The organism is Chryseobacterium sp. 7, from assembly GCF_003663845.1.
Lineage (GTDB): Bacteria > Bacteroidota > Bacteroidia > Flavobacteriales > Weeksellaceae > Chryseobacterium.
Genome location: NZ_RCCA01000001.1, coordinates 3,136,272 through 3,151,041 on the forward strand (window position 1 = coordinate 3,136,272; position 14,770 = coordinate 3,151,041).

Genomic DNA, 14,770 nt, shown 5'->3' on the forward strand with positions numbered 1-14,770 from the left:
GGACTTATTCTGAAATACGTAATTCTAAATTGGTAATAAAATTTTATAACTCAGTTCTCAAAGTGGCTTATTATAAGGTCACTTTTTTTATATTGCAGGTATATTTTTAAAAAGAATGGATACAACGGTTATTAATATTTTCTGTCTTATTCTCCTGTTTGTCGGAATACTGGGAACCTTTCTTCCTGTTTTACCGGGACTTTTGCTGAGTATATGCGGACTTCTGCTCTATAAATTCGGGACGGATGCGGATCTTCCTATGATCTATATCTGGGCTTTCGGGATTCTTACAGCAGCTTCTATAGTGTTAAGCTATGTTATCCCTGCAAAAACCAACAGAAAATATGGTGGAACACGCTGGGGAAGTATTGGTTCTGTAATAGGAACTATTGTGGGAATATTTATACCGATTCCCTTAGGCTTTCTTGTGGGGATGTTTGCAGGAGTATTTATCGGTGAGTTGCTTCATGACAGTAAAGACATGAACAAAGCTTTACAATCTACCAAAGGAGCTTTAATTGGGTTTATTTATGGAACCGGATTTAGCTTTGTGGTAGGAGTGGCAATGTTTTTGGTAGTACTTCTTAATATGTTCAATGTCATTTAATTAAATATAAGAAACTATGTTCCATAAAGCTATCATACTCAGTCTGGGAATACTTACCTTAACAGGATGCGAGGCCCAAAAGAAATCTAAGGCAGCTACAAAAGCTGCTCAAGTACAAACCAATCCGAAAGCTATGAATTCTAATAATCAGAAAGACAGCATTCTGTACCTTAGTGAAGGTGAGAATAAGTTTTTGAAAGAATATCAGATGAATATAACTTTCAAAGGGGTTTCTGAAGACAGCCGTTGTCCGGAAGGGGTTAACTGTATCTGGGCCGGAGCTGCTCTTGCTCAGGTAGAAGTAATGGGTACTGCTACCCGACCTGCTATTTTGAATCTTGCCAGCATAGATTATCCGGGAAGAAATTACCGACAGTCGGCAGAGTTCAACGGATATATTATTACCTTACAGGATGTAGCTCCCTATCCTAAACAACAGGAAGGAACAAAAGCGTTAGCAGGAAAATATAAAATCGGAATTACGATAAAAAGAGCAGATTCTACCACGAAATAGGCTTCTTCCCTTTGGAAATAAGATACTCGTTAATTTTTGAAAAAGGCTTACTTCCAAAAAAACCTCTGTAAACAGAAAATGGTGAAGGGTGTGCCGATTTCAGAATAAAATGCTTAGCCGGATCTATGAGTTCGGCTTTTTTTTGTGCAAAAGCGCCCCACAATACAAAAACTACATTCTCTTTTTTGTCTGAAATTTCCTTAATGATAAAGTTGGTGAACTGTTCCCAGCCCAGATCTTTATGAGAATTTGGAGAATGGGCACGAACCGTTAGAGTTGCATTCAGTAGCAGAACCCCCTGTCTTCCCCAGTCATCAAGCTCTTTGGAAGTTCTTTCAACTCCAAGATCATCTTTTAGTTCAATAAAAATATTTTTAAGGGATGGCGGCGCGGTAACCTGTTCGGAAACTGAAAAACACAAACCGTTGGCCTGATAATCATTATGATAAGGATCCTGCCCAATAATAACCACTTCCACATCATCAAAAGCAGTAAGCTCCAATGCTCTGAAAATCTGATTTTTCGGAGGAAAAACTTTTGTTGTGGCATATTCATTTTTCACTTTCTCCCAAAGGGTTGTAAAGTATTCTGTGCTCTTTATAGGTGCTAAAACTTCTGTCCAGGTCATACTGCAAAAATAGTAATATTAAAATAAGCAAGGTTATTTTTAAAAATAGAAAATCAGGAAAAACTTTTTATCATTTTCAGGAAAATCTTTTCAGGCTAAAAATAATATTATCCGGAAATCCTTCATCCTTTTCTCCTTCCAACAAAATAAAATCATGTTTCAGGAGAATTCCTTTTGAATTTTCATTGAATTTATTGGTGATGGCTATAATTTCATCCAAATGCATTTCATTAAAACCAAAATCTAAAACGGCTTTCAATGCTTCAGACATAATTCCCTGTCTGTGGTATTCCGGTAATAATTCATAACCGACTTCTGCAGTTTTTCTGTCATTAGAAAAATTCCAGAGACAAATTGTTCCGATAAGATTCGGCTGATCTTTTAAAGAAATCCCCAAATAAATGGTTTGGTTGTTTTTAGTTCTTTCTTTAATGGTCAAGATAAACTGGAGCGCGTCATAATTATTTTTCGGTGAGTTCCTTATAACAAACTGATTGATTACTTCATTGCTTCGAATGCGTAAAATATCCTCAACGTGGCTTTCGTTGATGTCTCTCAGTAATAATCTTTTGGTTTCCAGTTTCATATCTCAAATGTAATAAAAGAATATCATAATTTATATCAACGCAAAGGTTATTATATTCTGTTACTCATTTTGAGTAACTTTAATAATCATCAATTTCAAAGGTAATTTATTCTGTAAATCTCTCAGATATACGTAATAATCAAAATTCTCACTAAATTTGCACTGTGTATATAGATAAAGAAGATTTAGACGAATTAGAGTTTCCGCAATTGCTCGCGGAAATCTCCCCATTTGCGTATTCTCCCAAAACAAGAGAAAAAATTCTTCAACTTCGTCCCATGGAAATTGACGAGGCGGAACTTTCATTAAAAAAAACGTCAGAATATCTGTCCAGTTTTGAAAGTTCAAATGCGATTCCGTTTGATGAATATGAAGATATTGAAAGTGAGCTGAAATTGATGCTGATTGAGAATTACCGTCTGGAAAATGCAGCTTTCATCAGAATAAAAACCATCACGGAACAGATCGGAAAACTTCAGAAGTTCTTCCCTACCATGCCGGAAACATTTCCTACTTTATTAGAAGAGGTTTCTGTGCTGGAATTCAGAAAAGAGATCATTGATAAGGTAGAGAAGGTTTTTAACCGTTTTGGTGAAGTAAAAAGTGAAGCTTCCCCTGCTTTGAAAGGCATAAGAACTGAAATTCAGCATGCTAAAAAAGCGATTCAGGAAAATTTCAACCGTGCGCTTACCACGTATGGACAAAGTGACTTTTTGGATGACATCCGGGAAACCATTATTGATGACCAAAGAGTTCTGGCAGTAAAGTCAGGATTTAAAAAGAGGGTCGCAGGAAGAACATTAGGAATTTCTAAAACAGGTTCTATCACTTATATTCAGCCGGACAGCGTTGTAAAGCATTATTTCAAGCTTCGTGAAAATGAAGAGGAAGAGAAGAAAGAAATTGATAAAGTTCTCCGTAAACTTACTGCAGAACTGGCGGAATTTCAACCACAGCTATGGAGATACCAGGTTTATATTTTTGACCTTGATCTTACGAGAGCTAAAGCAAAATTTGGTGAACTGACCAACGGAATTCTTCCGAAAATCAACCATCATAAAACATTAAGATTAAAAGATGCTTATCATCCTCTGTTATGGTTAAGAAATAAGATTGAAAACAAAATCATCCATCCACAGACGCTAACTCTAACGGATCATAACAGAATTATCTGTATTTCCGGTCCGAATGCCGGTGGAAAATCAATTACCCTGAAAACAGTAGGATTATTACAGCTGATGATTCAGAGTGGTATTCTTGTTCCGGTTCATCCGAAATCTGAAATGTTTTTCTTCGAGAAAATCATGACTGATATTGGTGATAACCAATCTATTGAAAACCATTTGTCCACTTATTCATCGAGGTTAAAGAAAATGTCAGGAATCATCCGTGAGGCTGATGCCAATACGCTTTTATTAATTGATGAATTTGGTACAGGTTCTGATCCTGAGCTTGGAGGTGCCCTGGCAGAAAGTTTCATGGAGTTTTTCTATGATAAAAAGAGTTTTGCCATTATCACAACTCACTATACCAACATTAAACTGGTGATAGAACAGCTTCCAAACGCACAGAATGCAGCCATGCTCTTCAATGAAGAAACATTGGAACCGATGTATAAACTGGAAGTAGGACAGGCAGGAAGCTCATTCACTTTTGAGGTTGCGGAAAAGAATAAAATCCCAAGATTCATCATTCATTCTGCCAAGAAAAAGGTGGAACACGATATCGTTAATCTTGATAAAACGATTGTAAAACTGCAACAGGAAAAGTTTGAAGTAGAAAAACTAAAATCTGATCTTGCTGAAAGAAAGGAATCTGTAGAAGACAAACGTGATAACCTTCAGAAACTGAATGACCAGCTTCAGCAGAAATTATTCAATTTCCAGAAACTGTATGAGGAAGAACACCGTAAACTTCAGTTCGGAAACAAGATTGAAGCATTTATAGACAGCTATACCAAAGGGAAATCCAGAAAGGATGTTGTAAAAGACTTTGTAAAGCTTCTTGAACAGGAGAAATTCAGAAAATTAGGAAGTGATAAAGATGAAACGAAACGTCTGCAGGTTGTGAAGAGAAAAATTACTCAACAGCTGAAAAAGGAAGAAGTAATTGAAAAAATTGCTGAAACCAATGAAAGACTGGAAGAACAACGTAAAACCGACCGTGCCGTCTGGATGAAAATCGGGCAGCGTGTTCGTATTACCGGAAGTACCAGTGTGGGAACCATTGAAAAAATTTCACGCAACAAAGTGATCGTCAATTACGGAACTTTCAAAACCACAATTGATGCAGATGAACTAGAAAGAATTTAATTCATCAGCAATTACATTAACGCAAATAGTAAGAGAGAGCACTTTTGGTGCTCTCTCTTTTTTATTTTAATTTCTTCATGGAATCTGTATTTTTTTCTTTCATATAAACGTTTTTAATATATTTGAAGGTAGATATAATATTGTACAGGCATATTAATTCTTAATATTTTGAACATGGCGAGAAACTTTACTATTCTTTGGATTTTTTATAAAAAGATACTGATTCCCGCCTTGCTGTTCTCATTGCTTATTTCTTTTCTGCTTCCCTTCAGCCTTGAAACATTTGGTTTAAGTTTTCTTTTAATTGCACCTGTCCTTCATTACTTTATTTATGAATTAAGATTTAAAAGTGAATATTATTTTTATGCTCATTCAGGTTTTTCAAGAACTTTTCTTTGGACAGGAACCCTATTATTAAGTCTCGCTGTAAAAATTATAACATTATTCTTATTATGAGTAAACTGCATGTTGATAGTGTAACAAAATCTTTTAATGAAAGAAAAATCCTGCAGGATATTTATATAGGATGTGAAACAGGACAAATCATGGGATTACTTGGCAGAAATGGAAGCGGAAAATCAACGCTGCTAAAAATTATCTTTGGAGTGGAACATGGCGATACTCAGTTTATAAAATATGACAATAAAATTCTGAAAAGCATATCCGATAGAAAAAACAGAATTTCCTATTTGCCACAGGATCTTTTTTTACCAAAATATATAAAAATCAAAAATCTGATTCCTCTTTTTTGTAATCAGAAAAATACTGAGCTGCTCTTTACTTCAGAATTCATACAGCCTTTCCTTGATCAAAAACCTAAAACCCTCTCCAAAGGTGAACAGAGAATTATTGAAACGCTTATGGTCATTTATTCTGAAGCAGACTTTATTTTATTGGACGAGCCATTTCACAGTCTTTCTCCAAAAGTTACTGAAGAATTAAAGAAAAATATCCGCCAGCAATCTTCTTATAAAGGATTTATTATTTCTGATCATAACTTTAAGGATGTTTTGGATATTTCTGATTATATCTATCTGCTTTCTGGCGGTCATCTGAAACAAATACAAGATTTAAGTGAACTGCAGCGCTATAATTATCTTCCGAAAAGCATTTAATTTATATATTTGAAGGATTAAAAAATTTTCATGATGACTTTCATAAACAAAGCATTCTATTTATCTGCTTTCAGTATTTTATCTATCGCTTTTGTAAAAGGGCAGAATAAAGTTCCTTTCGGAGTTGTAAAGGCTGAAGAAGGATATGCCAATGTACGCGTTCATAAGGACAATTACAGAAAAATTGTAGATAAGATCCGTATGCGTAAAGGTGATGTTTTTGTTTATGTAAAGCCTGCTCCCGGAGAAACGGAATGGATCTGGATTAAATATCCGGAAAAGCAGGATGATGACAAACCTTTTGTACGTTATGAAACGCTGGACAAAGAAGGAATGGTGAATAAAGAGCGTATTGCTTATATTGACCAGCTTCCGGCTTATACGCCTTCCAAGTCCAAAAATGGAAAATCACTTATTTTCACAGATAATTCTGATCCCAAAGTTCCTACTGCCCAAAGAAGCAAAGTAGTGATTGACATCTATCCTTCCAACGCCGGATACCGTAAAAAGGAAAAAGATGCAGAGGGAAAACTTCTTACCATTGATAAAGTAAAACCGTGGGGAATTGGAAATGACCTTCCCGAAGGAATGACTGAGATTAAATCTATCAGGGTACAGCAGCCAGGAAGAGGATCTGTTTTCGTAAGAGAAGCCATCAAAAATATGTTCCAGCCTACCATGGATTTTGAGAATGTAGGTGTAACCTCCCTGGACAACGATAATATCTTTCTTTATATGATCAACGGTTCAGGAGAAAACAGATATACTACCCTTTGGACTATCAAGAAAGGAAGAGTAATCAGCCAGATTATTTACCATAATCCGGAATAAATTCATTATTTTTGCCACCGAAAAGTTTTAACGCTTATTCATCATAGAAATTGGTTCTGCATCACTGCAGATTAAAAGGGAACCGTGTGAAAATCACGGACTGTCGCGCAACTGTAAGTAACTGTAATCTTTATCAAAGATCCACTGTGCGAGGCATGGGAAGGAGATAAAAGATGTTACAAGTCAGGAGACCTGCCTATTTCTTAAACAAGTAACTTTCGCGATCTGAAGTTGTATTGATCTGATGAATTATCTCAGGAATTCTCTTGATTCCTGTTATTGTTCTGTTGCTCCAATATCTATTTTCATTTCGCTTTAATTAATAATGATATATGACTACAGAAGAAAGAATTGAAGCATCCGAAACCAGAATCTTTAAAGCGGTTTTCCCTAACACAACCAATCATTATGATACCCTTTTCGGTGGTACGGCTATGCAGCTGATGGACGAAGTAGCTTTCATTACTGCTACCCGATTTGCAAGAAAAAGAGTGGTAACGGTAAGCAGTGACAAAATAGATTTCAAAAAACCTATTCCTGCCGGAACAATTGTTGAGCTGATCGGGAAAGTTTCCTACGTGGGAAAGACCAGTATGAAGGTAAACGTTGAGATCTACACAGAACAGATGTATTCCTATGAAAGAGAAAAAGCCATTGTAGGTGATTTTACTTTTGTGGCGATTGACGAATTCAAGAAACCAATCCAAATACTATAAATAATGTTTCGGGCGGCCTTTGGCCGCCCGAAACATATTATATATTCATTAAAGTGATTTGATCACTTTTTCTGTTTCCAGACTTCTGTTCAGTAACACATCAAAAGCCTCTCCCATTTCATCTGATGCTCTGCCTATGGCATTTTCAAGCATATTTCGAATTTGTTTTTCTGTTACTCCGGCTTCCGTCCAGCTTTTCCCTGAAGTATGGGAGTTTAAGATAAACGGCATGATTCTGTCAATCCCACAGGCGAAAACAGCATCCGGTGTTTTCTCATCTTCAAATTCAAGCCATAGATTAAAAAATTCTGTACGCAAAGGTTCATCCAATATTCCAAAAATCTTTTGGGCAGATGCTTTTTCCCTTTCAAACTTTCCTACCATGGCCTGTTCATCAAAAATAAAAGTATCTCCGGCTTCAATCTCTACAAGATCATGAATGGAAAGCATTCTTATTACCCTTAATAAGTCTATATCTGCGCGGTTTTTAGCATACGGATAAAGAATCTGAGCCAGAATGATAATCTGCCATGAATGTTCTGCTGTATTTTCTCTTCGGGAATCATCTGCATTATAATTTCTTCGCTGTACATTTTTAAGCGCATCTACTGCCAGAATAAAATCTATCTCTTTCTGAATTTTCATCTTACTTCTTATTTCTGTTATATTGATCTGACGGATATACCTTTGTTCTGGTAATCCATTTATTATTTATCTTTTCTTTTGTAGTTACTTTTACGCGGCCCTCAACAGTCATATCTTCCTCTTTTTCAAAGACCTTATCAAGTCCTTTATTCGGAATTACAGCATATTCTGTAGTAAAAATATCACAGCAGCCGGATTTTCCATAGGTGATGAGGCGTTTACGTTGAGCATCCACATCAAAAATATCAAGACCGTTTGAACCCAGCTCTGTAAGCTCATCACTTTTCTCAAACCCCATTCTTGTTTTGTTGAAGACATATACATCATAAGATGCACCGCTATAGTTTCCCATATTCCCGTTTCTTATTGCCACGTCTTCTGTTCCGTCAAAATTAAAGTCATCTATAATCACTGCCCGCTGATCTTTTGAAAGAGGAATCAATTTCTTTGGAATCAGTTTTTGCCCTTGTTCAGCATACAAAACAAGATCATCAGAAACAAAAGTCTGTACTTTGCTGTTTTTGTTATCAAATAACTCCACCTTTCCTTTTCCTCCACATCTGTCATCATAACAGTTTTCTATCTGGAGGATAGCATCATAGCTCTTTGAGGCATTTTTAATCTCAAACTGATATTGTCCGAAACATGCAGGTCCAAGCAGAACAAAAGCCGGCAAATGCCTATACTTACTAAATATATTCATGGTAATAGTAAATGATTTAGGTGTGTTTTATTTCTAACAAAAATACGAATACTAAATTAATATATGATGAGTGATGAGCAATCAGTAATAGCTAACAGATAAGATCCTGCTTTCTTTTCATTTTCTCTAAAATTCATTGGAATTTTAAAGATTTTTCGTGCATTTTTTATCTATATTCATTTTTTACAAAAATTCAATTAAAAATTATTTAATTGATTATCAACTATTTAAATTATTTATTTCAAAAATTACACTACTTTGTATTGCATAATACCATTTTATTTACATATCTTTGTAATGTAAAATTAGAATAGGCTCAGCTAGCTAGGAGCATTTTTCTAAGAATATAACTAATTAACAAAACTTATCAAAGATGAATACCGAAAATACCAAAGCGCAAATGCGAAAAGGAATTCTGGAATTCTGTATTCTAAGTCTCATCAATAATCGAGAAATGTATGTTTCTGATCTTATTGACGAACTGAAAAAAGGAAAACTGGATGTAGTGGAAGGAACCCTCTACCCTCTTCTTACAAGACTTAAAAACGGAGAGTTTCTCTCTTACAGATGGGAAGAATCTACAGGAGGACCACCCAGAAAATATTATCAGATCACAGAAAAAGGAAAACTTTTTCTGGATGAACTTCTAAACACATGGAATGAACTGACAGCCTCAGTAAACCAAATCACCCAACAAAATTAAAAAACAAAGCTATGAACAAGACACTCTCAATAGGACTCGCAGGTTTTTCTTTTACCATAGAAGAACACGCATATATAAAGCTCAGCGATTACCTGAATGCTCTGAGAAGCTCTCTGGATGCTTCTGAGGCTGATGAAGTAATGCATGACATAGAAATAAGAATGGTGGAGATTTTCAAAGATTCTTTAGGAAAACGTGAAGTGATCAACGATACCGATGTAGAAAAGGTAATCGCACAGATCGGAAGCCCTGAAAAAATTGAAGAACAGGAAGAAGCTTATTTTTCTGAAAAAACATCAACAAGAAATAACAATTCAGGAACTAACTATACCGATAAAAAACAACTGTTCCGTGATCCGGAAAAACAAAAAGTAGCAGGGGTTTGCGCAGGTTTAGCTCAATATGTAGGAATGGATATTACTACCATGAGAGCAATCTGGCTGGGAATCTTCATATTAGGAATTTTCACAGCTGCTATCTCTTCTTCATTAATCGGTCTTTTATATGTAATCCTTTGGATCGTACTTCCAAAAGCTGAAACAGCGGCAGATTTCCTGAAAATGCAGGGAAAGCCTATGAACTTCGACAATCTTAAGAATGAGTCTAATAAATTGGTACAGTTTGCCAATGAATCTACTCAGAGGGTCGGAGAAATCTATAACGAAAACAAACCTTACATCAGCAACGCAAGCAGCGGAGTATGGAATATATTCAAGTATATTGTAGGAGGATTCTTCGTATTGATGGCGGTAGGAAGCATTATCGGAGTATTTGTTTTATTCGGTCTTTTCGGAATGGATACAGATTTCCCGGGAGCTAACGAGATCAGATTCTATATGGATGATCAGGGACTTGATAAAGTACTGGCTGCCATGATGGTCATCGGAAGCTTAATTCCGGCAATCCTTTTCAGCTTATTAAGCATTAAGATTTTCTCTCCAAAAACAAAACTGAGAAATATCGGATGGGTAATAGGAGGTTTATTCCTTCTTCTGATCGGATTGGGAACTTATTTCGGAATCAGCATGGCTAAGAAAGATATGATCTATAGAGGAAGCAAAGAAGATGTAGAAAATGTAGCCATCAACACTACTTCAGATACGGTGTATGTGGATGTAAAACAGATCAATATTCCTCAGAATTTCAAAGCTTACAACAATGATATTTATTCTGACAAAAGAACAGTGTTCGAAGAAGACTATATTTCTGTAGATGTAACCAGAAAGCCAGATATTAAAACCCCTTATCTCATCATTAAAAAAGAAGGAAAAGGATATAACTTCCCCATCCAGATGACAGTTCCTGTAGAAATTGTGAACAACAAAGTATTACTTCCCAACTACATCAAATATCCATACGAACACAGATTCAGAGACTATAGTTTAAACTATGAACTTGTAGTTCCGCAAAAAGCAGTTGTTTTATCCATGAATAAAGATCGTATCCATATGGATGGAGACCTGGACGGAGATGGTATCAATGATGAAGATCAGGACACAGACGAAGACCACAACGGTGTTAGAATTGAAAAAAATAAAATCACGGTAAACGGTTCAAGTATTGAATTTAACTCTGATGATAAAGACAGCATCATTGTAAACGGTAAAAAAGTTCCGAACAACCAGGCAAAGAAAGTAATTGATTCTGCAGTGTCCAACATCAAAAAATCTAATAAAGATATGGACATCAAAATCAAAGACGGGAAAAACGAAATTTCCATACAAACTAAATAATTAACTTCAGAGAGTGGTAGAAGGTGTGAGTGAAAGACAACCGTTTGAAATTCACACCCTTCTTCTCTCAGAAAAGTGAAAATAAAGCTTTATTTAGTTTCTTATGTGGAAAAAAAGTTTTAATTTCGTACAACTAAAATTTAATAACCAATCAACCAAAAACACATACTTGTCATGATACAATTTGCAATGGAATTCGTAATGAAAATCGTAGATTTAATTAGCGGTTTGTTTTAAGAGCGATAATATTTCAATATATTTGTAAAGTATAACCAAAGTTTGGTTATACTTTTTTGTTTTTAATCCAAGAAATCTATGAAAAAGCTGATAGGCAAAGCAATGCTAAAAATATTAGGTTGGAAAGTTGTTCTCCAGGGCGATGTCAACAACCTGAACAGGTGTATCCTTGTGGTAGCGCCACATACCCATAATATGGAATACATTTTAGGAAACTTCGCCTATTGGTCGCTGGAAAAACCTTTAAAAATCATCATTAAAGACGCTCACACCAAGGCATGGTACGGTGGTGTAGTAAAAGGACTTGGAGGTATTGGTATAGACAGAAGCCAGAAAAATGATCTGGTCAATTTTGTAGCCAACCAGTTTGCAAAAGAAGATTTTAGCCTTGTAATTACTCCGGAAGGTACCAGAAGCTGGGTTCCGAAATGGAGAAAAGGTTTCTACCACATGGCACTCGCTGCAAAAGTTCCTATTGTACTGGCAGCTGGGGATTTCAAAAGGAATATTGTGTATTTGGGCTATACAATCCCCTACGAAAGAATAGCTTCTGTTCCTTTTTCAGAAATCATGCAGGAAATTCAGGACTATTATGTAAAAAATGACATTGTTCCTAAAGTTCCTGAAAACTGGAATCCTAATATTATGGGTACTGAATAGAATTAGATGCTAGATGCTAGATGCTAGATGCTAGATGCTAGATGCTAGATGCTAGATGCTAGATGCAAAATTAATTATCAATTATAAAAAATGAAAGGTCAGACAAAAGAAGAAATATTAGCATTCATCAATAACTGGGGAGATGTAACGCTTGCCAAAACCCTTGAAATAAAATTCATAGATATTGATCTCGAAAATGAAACCCTTACCGCTACGATGCCGGTTCTTCCGAGAACTCATCAGCCGTTTGGGATTATGCACGGAGGAGCGAGCTGTGTTTTGGCTGAAACTTTAGGGTCAAGCCTGTCTAATATCTTTATTGATGGTGAAAAATATTACGGAGTGGGAACCAATATCAATTCGAACCACTTAAGAAGCAAAAAGGACGGAATTGTAACTGCTACCGCACGTTTTATCAGAAAAGGAAAAACAATGCATGTATCAGAAATTGAAATCCGTGATGAAAAAGGTGTTTTGATCAATCATACCACAATGACGAACAATATCATCAACAGATAACTTATCACAACATAAAAATAAGGAGCTTAAAGTAAATTTAGGCTCTTTTTATTTTGACATTTTTAAGACTAATAATACCTTTGTAGAAAGGAAAATTACCTCTGGAATTAATACTAATATTTAGCGATAATTTTTCAAAATCCCTTCTTAGCTCATGATTTATTTCAAACTCCCTTTCGACGAGAGATTACTGTCTGCAGATGAAAAAAATGCTAAAAATGCAGTTCACTTTATTTCTTATAACGGTTTAGATCAAATCAGCTTCAACGGAGATATTTTTGAAATAAATCCTGCTAAATTTGATCAAACTCTCATCACCAGTGACGTTCTGAAAGATGACACTACAAATTCTTCCGCGGAAACCAAAGAAGAATACTGCAGTACTTTACAGCAAGTAATTGAAGTCATTAAAGAAAACAGCTTACCAAAGCTTGTCTATTCAAGAAGGAAGATCTTTGCAGACTTTAATACTATCAATTATACAGAGAGTTTTAAGAACTTATGTACATCTTATCCCAATGCTTTCAGATATCTGTTTAATGATGGAGAAAATGCCTGGATGGGAGCTTTTTCCGAAGTTTTAGGAAAGTTTAATAAATCAACTCACGAGTTTGAAACCATGGCTCTTGCCGGAACTCTTCCCGTACCTGAAGCATGGTCTGAAAAAGAAATAGAAGAGCAGAAACCCGTAACCTCTTATATTCAGGATATTCTGAAAAATTACTCTGAAAATGTAGAACAATCGGAAACCTACGATCACATTTCAGGGAACATAAAACATTTACGAACAGATTTTAAAACAACTATTCAGCCAAGCGATCTGGACAGCATCATTCAGGATTTGCACCCTACTCCGGCTGTTTGTGGAATTCCAAAGGATTTCTGTAATGAGAGTATTCGTAAGTATGAGAAATTCCCCCGCGAATTCTATGCCGGTTATATTAAAGTAGAAACCGAAGAAAGCATTCTTTATTTTGTGAATCTACGTTGTGCAAGGCTTTATAAAGATTCTGTACATATTTTTGTGGGAGGCGGAATAACAGCTCAAAGCAATCCGGGCAAAGAATGGAGAGAAACAGAACTGAAATCTGAAGCGATATTGAAAAACTTGGCTATTTCTTAGATTATATTGTTTTTACATATTAATTTAATCACAGATTGCACAAATTTGCACGGATGTTTGCGTATATTTTTCTTTGCTGAGAACGCCCTTGCGAATGATTTTAAAGTCACTAATAATACCTTTGCGAACTTTGCACGATAATTATAAGTATGGCTAAAGCCAATTCCTATTGAATATGAAATCCAATAATGTTTTTAATAACGGCTCAAATTCATAATTCATAATTACTATCACCTAGCCCTTGCTACCAAAAACCTGCCACCTAAAAAAACAAAAACCTCCTTCAAAATGAAAGAGGCTTTATATCTATAAATGAAATATTCAATTTATTTCTTTAAACCGATTCTGCTCCAGGTATCCATTACAAAAAGCAGGATAAGACCTATTGCGGCAGCTCCCGCTGAGAATGCAAATCTAATGTTATCTTCATCTCCTAAAATATCTGTTGCCTGCCAGTTGATAGCATAAAGATTGATGGTGATGAATACAATAAACAGTACTAAAAATACTTTATAAAACTTCTTCATGACTCTTAAAAATTAATATAATTCTGCACTAATTGGGCAAAATTTGCAGTGAATAATTTAATTGAAATTGCCAAAAGGATGATTCCGAAAACTTTCTGAAGGATCATTAAAGTAGCATCCCCAATTTTCTTCTCCAGCCATTTCGCAGATTTCAGCACCAAATATACGAAAATTGTATTAAGAACAATTCCGAAGATAATATTAATATCATGAAATTCAGCTCTAAGAGACAGCGCAGTAGTTAGCGTTCCAGCTCCTGCTACCAGTGGAAATGCGATGGGTACAATGGATGCAGCCTTTGCTTCGGTTGTTTTATTAATTTCAATCCCTAAAATCATCTCCAGGGCTATGACAAAAATCACAAAAGCTCCGGCAATAGCGAAAGAATTTACGTCTACTCCAATAAGCTTAAGAATTTTATTTCCTACGAACAGGAACACAATCATAATAAGACCTGCAGTGATTGCCGCCTTTCCGGCTTCAATCTGTCCAAACTTCTGTTGAAGGCTTACGATAATAGGAACCGAGCCGATGATATCAATAACGGCGAAAAGAACCATGAAGCTGGTAACGATCTCTTTAATAGAGAAACCATCAAAAATTTCCATCTC

17 protein-coding genes and 1 riboswitch are annotated in these 14,770 nt (G+C 35.6%); of the genes, 11 read left to right on the forward strand and 6 right to left on the reverse strand.

All coding sequences use genetic code 11. From position 1 onward, the window contains the following. Nucleotides 1-115 precede the first annotated feature (115 nt). Entirely contained in the window at nt 116-607 is a 492-nt protein-coding gene (locus CLU97_RS14360) for a DUF456 domain-containing protein (protein WP_121488541.1), read from the forward strand. A 16-nt stretch (nt 608-623) separates the two neighbouring features. Next, nucleotides 624-1,121, forward strand: a complete 498-nt coding sequence (locus CLU97_RS14365; protein WP_121488542.1) for a hypothetical protein — start codon at nt 624-626, stop codon at nt 1,119-1,121. On the opposite strand, the gene CLU97_RS14370 is transcribed toward CLU97_RS14365, so the two are convergent. Both CLU97_RS14370 and CLU97_RS14375 read right to left on the reverse strand, forming a co-directional pair. Further along, on the reverse strand, nt 1,108-1,749 hold the full coding sequence (locus CLU97_RS14370; RefSeq protein ID WP_121488543.1) for a uracil-DNA glycosylase: 642 nt from the start codon (nt 1,747-1,749) through the stop codon (nt 1,108-1,110). The genes CLU97_RS14365 and CLU97_RS14370 overlap by 14 nt on opposite strands. A 76-nt stretch (nt 1,750-1,825) precedes the next feature. After that, nucleotides 1,826-2,335, reverse strand: a complete 510-nt coding sequence (locus tag CLU97_RS14375; RefSeq protein ID WP_121488544.1) for a GNAT family N-acetyltransferase — start codon at nt 2,333-2,335, stop codon at nt 1,826-1,828. Between the two features lie 164 nt (nt 2,336-2,499). Between CLU97_RS14375 and CLU97_RS14380 the strand changes: the two genes are divergently transcribed. From CLU97_RS14380 to CLU97_RS14400, 4 genes are all read left to right on the forward strand, one after another. Next, nucleotides 2,500-4,647, forward strand: a complete 2,148-nt coding sequence (locus tag CLU97_RS14380) for an endonuclease MutS2 (protein WP_121488545.1) — start codon at nt 2,500-2,502, stop codon at nt 4,645-4,647. A 452-nt stretch (nt 4,648-5,099) separates the two neighbouring features. Next, nucleotides 5,100-5,762, forward strand: a complete 663-nt coding sequence (locus CLU97_RS14390; protein WP_121488547.1) for an ATP-binding cassette domain-containing protein — start codon at nt 5,100-5,102, stop codon at nt 5,760-5,762. A gap of 30 nt (nt 5,763-5,792) precedes the next feature. Beyond that, on the forward strand, nt 5,793-6,593 hold the full coding sequence (locus CLU97_RS14395; RefSeq protein ID WP_121488548.1) for a hypothetical protein: 801 nt from the start codon (nt 5,793-5,795) through the stop codon (nt 6,591-6,593). Nucleotides 6,594-6,627: 34 nt separating this feature from the next. Then, nucleotides 6,628-6,808: riboswitch (cobalamin riboswitch) on the forward strand. A 117-nt stretch (nt 6,809-6,925) separates the two neighbouring features. Then, entirely contained in the window at nt 6,926-7,309 is a 384-nt protein-coding gene (locus tag CLU97_RS14400) for an acyl-CoA thioesterase (protein WP_002977578.1), read from the forward strand. Nucleotides 7,310-7,357: 48 nt separating this feature from the next. Here CLU97_RS14400 and CLU97_RS14405 read toward each other — a convergent pair whose 3' ends face one another. Both CLU97_RS14405 and CLU97_RS14410 read right to left on the reverse strand, forming a co-directional pair. Beyond that, complete coding sequence (locus CLU97_RS14405) at nt 7,358-7,954, reverse strand: HD domain-containing protein (RefSeq protein ID WP_121488549.1); 597 nt, start codon at nt 7,952-7,954, stop codon at nt 7,358-7,360. A 1-nt stretch (nt 7,955) separates the two neighbouring features. Continuing rightward, the gene (locus CLU97_RS14410; RefSeq protein ID WP_147436489.1) at nt 7,956-8,657 is read right to left on the reverse strand and encodes an XAC2610-related protein; all 702 of its coding nucleotides are present in this window, start codon (nt 8,655-8,657) and stop codon (nt 7,956-7,958) included. Between the two features lie 373 nt (nt 8,658-9,030). Here CLU97_RS14410 and CLU97_RS14415 point away from each other — a divergent pair, with 373 nt between their 5' ends. The 5 genes from CLU97_RS14415 (at nt 9,031) to CLU97_RS14435 (ending at nt 13,632) form a co-directional block, all read left to right on the forward strand. Then, nucleotides 9,031-9,360 (forward strand): PadR family transcriptional regulator, encoded by a 330-nt coding sequence (locus tag CLU97_RS14415; protein ID WP_002977573.1) that lies wholly within the window; start codon nt 9,031-9,033, stop codon nt 9,358-9,360. An 11-nt stretch (nt 9,361-9,371) separates the two neighbouring features. After that, nucleotides 9,372-11,093 carry a PspC domain-containing protein gene (locus CLU97_RS14420; RefSeq protein ID WP_121488551.1) on the forward strand — a complete coding sequence of 574 codons (1,722 nt, stop codon included), beginning with the start codon at nt 9,372-9,374 and terminating at the stop codon, nt 11,091-11,093. 315 nt (nt 11,094-11,408) lie between these two features. Continuing rightward, the gene (locus tag CLU97_RS14425) at nt 11,409-11,990 is read left to right on the forward strand and encodes a 1-acyl-sn-glycerol-3-phosphate acyltransferase (protein WP_121488552.1); all 582 of its coding nucleotides are present in this window, start codon (nt 11,409-11,411) and stop codon (nt 11,988-11,990) included. Between the two features lie 90 nt (nt 11,991-12,080). Continuing rightward, nucleotides 12,081-12,509 (forward strand): PaaI family thioesterase, encoded by a 429-nt coding sequence (locus tag CLU97_RS14430; RefSeq protein WP_047378514.1) that lies wholly within the window; start codon nt 12,081-12,083, stop codon nt 12,507-12,509. A gap of 154 nt (nt 12,510-12,663) precedes the next feature. Then, complete coding sequence (locus CLU97_RS14435) at nt 12,664-13,632, forward strand: chorismate-binding protein (RefSeq protein ID WP_121488553.1); 969 nt, start codon at nt 12,664-12,666, stop codon at nt 13,630-13,632. Nucleotides 13,633-13,958: 326 nt separating this feature from the next. Here the strand turns inward: CLU97_RS14435 and CLU97_RS14440 are convergent, their stop codons facing one another. After that, a complete protein-coding gene (locus tag CLU97_RS14440; protein ID WP_121488554.1) occupies nt 13,959-14,159 on the reverse strand; it encodes a hypothetical protein in 201 nt (66 codons plus the stop codon). Nucleotides 14,160-14,164: 5 nt separating this feature from the next. Continuing rightward, nucleotides 14,165-14,767: a MarC family protein gene (locus CLU97_RS14445; protein ID WP_121488555.1), complete on the reverse strand. Its 603-nt coding sequence runs from the start codon at nt 14,765-14,767 to the stop codon at nt 14,165-14,167. Nucleotides 14,768-14,770: the final 3 nt, after the last annotated feature.

What these genes read in the sequence shown, in the direction of transcription:
- CLU97_RS14420 (WP_121488551.1), top strand. Translation starts at nt 9,372, where the DNA reads ATGAACAAGACACTCTCAATAGGACTCGCAGGTTTTTCTTTTACCATA.
- CLU97_RS14425 (WP_121488552.1), top strand. Translation starts at nt 11,409, where the DNA reads ATGAAAAAGCTGATAGGCAAAGCAATGCTAAAAATATTAGGTTGGAAA.
- CLU97_RS14410 (WP_147436489.1), bottom strand. Translation starts at nt 8,657, where the DNA reads ATGAATATATTTAGTAAGTATAGGCATTTGCCGGCTTTTGTTCTGCTT.
- CLU97_RS14400 (WP_002977578.1), top strand. Translation starts at nt 6,926, where the DNA reads ATGACTACAGAAGAAAGAATTGAAGCATCCGAAACCAGAATCTTTAAA.
- CLU97_RS14435 (WP_121488553.1), top strand. Translation starts at nt 12,664, where the DNA reads ATGATTTATTTCAAACTCCCTTTCGACGAGAGATTACTGTCTGCAGAT.
- CLU97_RS14405 (WP_121488549.1), bottom strand. Translation starts at nt 7,954, where the DNA reads ATGAAAATTCAGAAAGAGATAGATTTTATTCTGGCAGTAGATGCGCTT.
- CLU97_RS14445 (WP_121488555.1), bottom strand. Translation starts at nt 14,767, where the DNA reads ATGGAAATTTTTGATGGTTTCTCTATTAAAGAGATCGTTACCAGCTTC.
- CLU97_RS14415 (WP_002977573.1), top strand. Translation starts at nt 9,031, where the DNA reads ATGAATACCGAAAATACCAAAGCGCAAATGCGAAAAGGAATTCTGGAA.
- CLU97_RS14430 (WP_047378514.1), top strand. Translation starts at nt 12,081, where the DNA reads ATGAAAGGTCAGACAAAAGAAGAAATATTAGCATTCATCAATAACTGG.
- CLU97_RS14370 (WP_121488543.1), bottom strand. Translation starts at nt 1,749, where the DNA reads ATGACCTGGACAGAAGTTTTAGCACCTATAAAGAGCACAGAATACTTT.
- CLU97_RS14365 (WP_121488542.1), top strand. Translation starts at nt 624, where the DNA reads ATGTTCCATAAAGCTATCATACTCAGTCTGGGAATACTTACCTTAACA.
- CLU97_RS14395 (WP_121488548.1), top strand. Translation starts at nt 5,793, where the DNA reads ATGATGACTTTCATAAACAAAGCATTCTATTTATCTGCTTTCAGTATT.
- CLU97_RS14375 (WP_121488544.1), bottom strand. Translation starts at nt 2,335, where the DNA reads ATGAAACTGGAAACCAAAAGATTATTACTGAGAGACATCAACGAAAGC.
- CLU97_RS14440 (WP_121488554.1), bottom strand. Translation starts at nt 14,159, where the DNA reads ATGAAGAAGTTTTATAAAGTATTTTTAGTACTGTTTATTGTATTCATC.
- CLU97_RS14360 (WP_121488541.1), top strand. Translation starts at nt 116, where the DNA reads ATGGATACAACGGTTATTAATATTTTCTGTCTTATTCTCCTGTTTGTC.
- CLU97_RS14390 (WP_121488547.1), top strand. Translation starts at nt 5,100, where the DNA reads ATGAGTAAACTGCATGTTGATAGTGTAACAAAATCTTTTAATGAAAGA.